The sequence below is a fragment of the Aldersonia kunmingensis genome, from assembly GCF_001646865.1.
GTDB lineage: Bacteria > Actinomycetota > Actinomycetes > Mycobacteriales > Mycobacteriaceae > Aldersonia > Aldersonia kunmingensis.
Genome location: NZ_LRRB01000165.1, coordinates 1 through 634, shown reverse-complemented (window position 1 = coordinate 634; position 634 = coordinate 1). Strand labels below are relative to the sequence as shown.

At 65.1% G+C, this 634-nt stretch carries 1 protein-coding gene; it reads right to left on the bottom strand.

The window, feature by feature from the left end; genetic code table 11:
- Window positions 1-620: condensation domain-containing protein (locus tag A8G08_RS12260; RefSeq protein ID WP_245672796.1), on the bottom strand; the 620-nt coding region annotated here is incomplete at its 3' end.
- Between the last annotated feature and the right edge of the window lie 14 nt (window positions 621-634).

Genomic DNA, 634 nt, shown 5'->3' with positions numbered 1-634 from the left:
ACACCAACATCCGTGGCGTTGCGATCGACGAGGAGGACGTTCCGCTCGGCGGGATCGAGGATGTCGATATCGCCGACCGGGATCTGGGTGTTGTCGGCCACGGTCGCCAGTACCCGCAGGAGCCGGGCAGCGAGGGTCTCGATCTCGGCGGTATCGAAAACGGCCAGGTCGTGTTTGAAGTCGACCACGAGCTGCGTCTTGAGGTTGACCAGCAACGTGAGCGGGTAGTGCGACCCGTCGAGGATGTCGACGCCGGTGACGTGAAGTCCGTCCAGCGCGGAACCGGCCTCGCTGAGCGCTTCCTGATCTATCGGGTAGGACTCGAAGACGAAGAGCGTGTTGAAGAGCCCCGCAACGCCGGCGGCCTGGTGAATCTCGGTCAGGCCGACGTAGTGATGCTCGAGCAGATCGGCCTGCTCGGACTGCAACCCGCCCAGTAATCCCGCCACCGTCGCGTCGGTAGCGATGCGGACCCGGACCGGGATCGTGTTGATGAACAACCCGACCATCGACTCGACACCGGCCACATCGGCCGGGCGACCCGACACCGTCGCGCCGAACACCACATCCGAGGACCCGGTCATCCGGCCCAGCAGGATCGCCCACGCCGCCTGCACCATCGTGTTGACCGTGA